This is a genomic window from Priestia sp. P5_B4, from assembly GCF_056400385.1.
The window spans coordinates 1-3,205 of record NZ_JBFULJ010000431.1 but is presented as its reverse complement, the minus strand read 5'-3'; the positions used below and the strand labels follow the sequence as shown (position 1 = coordinate 3,205).

6 protein-coding genes are annotated in these 3,205 nt (G+C 40.0%); 1 reads left to right on the top strand and 5 read right to left on the bottom strand.

Features of this window, described 5'->3' with window-relative positions; genetic code table 11:
• A partial coding sequence (locus AC1DRF_RS20785) for a MerR family transcriptional regulator (protein WP_477741577.1) occupies window positions 1-245 on the top strand: 245 nt, incomplete at its 5' end.
• A gap of 91 nt (window positions 246-336) precedes the next feature.
• Here AC1DRF_RS20785 and rarD read toward each other — a convergent pair.
• The 5 genes from rarD to AC1DRF_RS20760 form a co-directional block, all read right to left on the bottom strand.
• Entirely contained in the window at window positions 337-1,263 is a 927-nt protein-coding gene (gene rarD, locus AC1DRF_RS20780; RefSeq protein WP_477741576.1) for an EamA family transporter RarD, read from the bottom strand.
• Between the two features lie 135 nt (window positions 1,264-1,398).
• Window positions 1,399-1,968 carry a cob(I)yrinic acid a,c-diamide adenosyltransferase gene (locus AC1DRF_RS20775; protein ID WP_427076256.1) on the bottom strand — a complete coding sequence of 190 codons (570 nt, stop codon included), beginning with the start codon at window positions 1,966-1,968 and terminating at the stop codon, window positions 1,399-1,401.
• Entirely contained in the window at window positions 1,965-2,390 is a 426-nt protein-coding gene (locus tag AC1DRF_RS20770) for a bifunctional adenosylcobinamide kinase/adenosylcobinamide-phosphate guanylyltransferase (protein WP_477741575.1), read from the bottom strand. The genes AC1DRF_RS20775 and AC1DRF_RS20770 overlap by 4 nt, the downstream gene beginning before the upstream one ends.
• The gene (locus AC1DRF_RS20765; protein WP_477741574.1) at window positions 2,342-2,956 is read right to left on the bottom strand and encodes a histidine phosphatase family protein; all 615 of its coding nucleotides are present in this window, start codon (window positions 2,954-2,956) and stop codon (window positions 2,342-2,344) included. The genes AC1DRF_RS20770 and AC1DRF_RS20765 overlap by 49 nt, the downstream gene beginning before the upstream one ends.
• On the bottom strand, window positions 2,914-3,205 hold a 292-nt coding region (locus AC1DRF_RS20760), incomplete at its 5' end, for an adenosylcobinamide-GDP ribazoletransferase (RefSeq protein WP_477741573.1). The genes AC1DRF_RS20760 and AC1DRF_RS20765, both read right to left, overlap by 43 nt.

Here is a 3,205-nt window from a genome sequence, read left to right as displayed (position 1 = left end):
GGCAAATTCGCTACTACGAGAAAAGAAGCCTGCTCTTTCCGGACCGAACCAATACGGGTATCCGGAAATATTCGTTTTCAGACGTCGAACGATTAATGGATATTGCCGATCGCATAGAAGAAGGAGTTCAAACGAGTGAAATACGCACAGAATTGGCCAAAAAAGATGAAGCGAGAAAAATGAAAGAAGTAAAAAACCAAATGCTTCAAGGTCAGTTGAACGCTCATTTCAAGCGGAAGCTATAAAGTATACATACGGTGACTTTCCCGTCTCCGTTTTTATTTCTTTACGGCAGACAAAAAAGCGCATATCTAAAGATATCCGCTTTTTTGTCCGTTAAGCTGAGCGCCCTTTAAAAAATTTCGGCTGATGAGAATTCATGAACTTAGTTTTAGATAAAATGAACATAACCGATCCGCCCCAAATGAACAAAAAGGCAATCATCTCTACGCTAGAAAACGGTTCATGATACACGAATACCCCTAATAAAAGCGTCATGGTAGGAGCAATGTACTGTAAAAAACCGACCATCGATAGCGGAATAAGAGGGGCCCCTTTAGCGAAATATAGTAGTGGCATAGCTGTAGCAACACCGCCTCCAATTAAAAGAGCACTCAGATCAAGCGATTGAAGAGAAAAACTTGAAGATCCTTTCACTAAAAGAAAAGTAAAATAAATAACTGCAATAGGTGCAACCATCATCGTTTCAATCGTTAATCCTACTTTTGCTTCTAATTGAATAGTCTTTTTTACAAGTCCGTACAAACCAAAGCTAAACGCTAAGCTTAATGATACCCATGGGATATGCCCGTATGTAACTGTCATAACGATAACACCTATAGCAGCTAATCCAACAGAAGCACCCTGCCAAAAATTAAGCTTCTCTTTTAAAACGACTATACCAAGTAAAATACTAACGAGCGGGTTGATGTAGTAACCTAAACTTGTTTCAATAATATGATTATGGTTAACCGCCCAAATGTAAGCGAACCAGTTGATGCTGATCAGCACTGAAGCCACAAATAAAATGACCGCTTGTTTCGTATTACGAAATAATAAACCAAGCGTCTTTTTTAAAGCACTCATTTGCTTTGTCACAAGCAAAAGTAAAAGCATAAAAACAAATGACCATATGACACGGTGAGCGAGTATTTCATTCGCATTCACCTCGCCAAGAAGCTTCCAGTAAAGCGGAAAAAGCCCCCACATAACGTAAGCGCTGGCTGTATAAACAATACCTGCTCGTTTAGAATCTTGATTCATTTCTCAACCTCTTTTCTTTATCTCTCTGTCTCTTATCATTATAGATGCATTTACCTCTTTTTTATAGCTTTATTTTACCTATCGAAATAACTCATAAAAAAAACGATCGCTTTTAGCTCGACCGTTTTTTATACCTTATTTTTTAGGCTGTTTAAATACTTTGGCACTGCGAATATACTCTACATCTTGTACATTTCCTCGCGCGTTAGCGATTCGAGCCGCAGCAAAGAAATAATCGGATAAACGATTTAAATACTGAAGCACCGCCGCATTAATTTTATACTCACGCTGCACGCCAACAACAAGCCGTTCTGCGCGGCGTGTAATCGTCCGGCAAATATGAAGCGTTGTCGCTGCAGGTGTGCCTCCAGGTAAAATAAAACGCTCAATGGCCGGCGCTTCTGACATATAGACATCAATGCGCTTTTCAAGTACTGATATCATGTCGTTTGTTACTTTGTACGGATGATCATCTTTTGCAAATGCTAAATCACTTCCACAGTCAAAAAGCTCATGTTGAATCGTAATTAGCTCTTCTTTTACATCTTTTAATGTTGTTTCATCCAGCTGATAAATCGCTTGACCTACAAAGCCATTTAGCTCATCAATCGTACCGTATGCTTCCACTCGAATATCATCTTTATTTACTCGTCCTCCAATTAAGCTTGTCTGCCCTTTGTCCCCTGTTTTTGTGTAAATGTTCATTGTATTTCCTCCTTCAATCGATTAGCAATTCCGTACCAAATGTGATCTACTTTCCGGGCATGTGCCGCTAAATGCTGATACGCATACCCGCATTCATCTCTCCACTGCCGTTCTGTTGGATCTAAAGGAACAATCCCTTTGCCGACTTCAGTTCCAATCACTATTAACTTTTCCCATACACCGCTGTGTCTCCACTTCTGTATTAACTTTTTAACAACAAGGTGCGGAGACTCCAGCTCGCTATGTATTAATTCCTTAACATAGTGCTCAAATCCTTCTAGCACTATGTAACTTTCTTCGAACTCAAGCGCTGGTAAAACAGGGTCTTCATACAAACAATGCCATTTTACCGACTCACTGCCATAATGCTGCTTCACCCATTTTCTTTTGCCGGTAAATGCACCGCCGAATACGAAATGCATGCTCTTCTCTCCTTTGCCTGTTTGTATGTACACGCTACTGAAAAACCTTCTCCATAAGAAAAAGAAACATCCCAAAGCGACGCTGTCTGTTTAAAATGGGATGCAAGTAAACGCAGTGGTCCACCGTGCGAAACAATAGCAATGTGACGCAATTGCTGACTGGCCGCCAAATCGACCGCTTCTTCCCACGCTGCCCAAACTCGGTTTGAAAAGCTTGAGAAGCTTTCACCATTCGGAGGCGTATGTTCTGTCCAGTGATCAATCCAATTTCTATACGCCCGTATGTTTTTCAAATCTTCATACGTCTTCTCTTCCCAATCTCCAAAATGCAGTTCACGCCAATTTTTACTTTTAACCACCTGAGATTTTGGAAAAACAACTGCACTTGTTTCTAGCGCTCTTTTTAAGTCACTGGAAATAACGAGCTGAGGTTCTAGAAAAAGCTCTTTCAATTCATTTTTCCCTTCTATACTTAAAGGCGGATCACTCCACCCTATATATTTTTTCTGTTGATTTTCAATCGTCATGCCGTGACGAATACATGTGATAACCAAAGAATTATCCATAAAAATGTTTCTCCTCCTTCAATGGTTGCCCCTATAACATCTCCTGTTACGCCACCAAACTGCGAACGATAAAATCGTATCCAGAGCCATAAAAAACCGGCAAAGAAAAGAATAATGAATTKATTGTCCATAAAAATAACGAAAATAGCAACTAAGAATAGGCTCATAATGATAAATCCGTAAATAGACCGTTTGGTGACTCCTTGTTGAAAATAAGCAGCCAGACCCGTATCTTTAGCGGGCTTATCT

Excerpts from the sequence above, each read along its gene's own strand:
- AC1DRF_RS20770 (WP_477741575.1), bottom strand. The coding sequence starts at position 2,390 with ATGCATTTCGTATTCGGCGGTGCATTTACCGGCAAAAGAAAATGGGTG.
- rarD (WP_477741576.1), bottom strand. The coding sequence starts at position 1,263 with ATGAATCAAGATTCTAAACGAGCAGGTATTGTTTATACAGCCAGCGCT.
- AC1DRF_RS20775 (WP_427076256.1), bottom strand. The coding sequence starts at position 1,968 with ATGAACATTTACACAAAAACAGGGGACAAAGGGCAGACAAGCTTAATT.
- AC1DRF_RS20765 (WP_477741574.1), bottom strand. The coding sequence starts at position 2,956 with ATGGATAATTCTTTGGTTATCACATGTATTCGTCACGGCATGACGATT.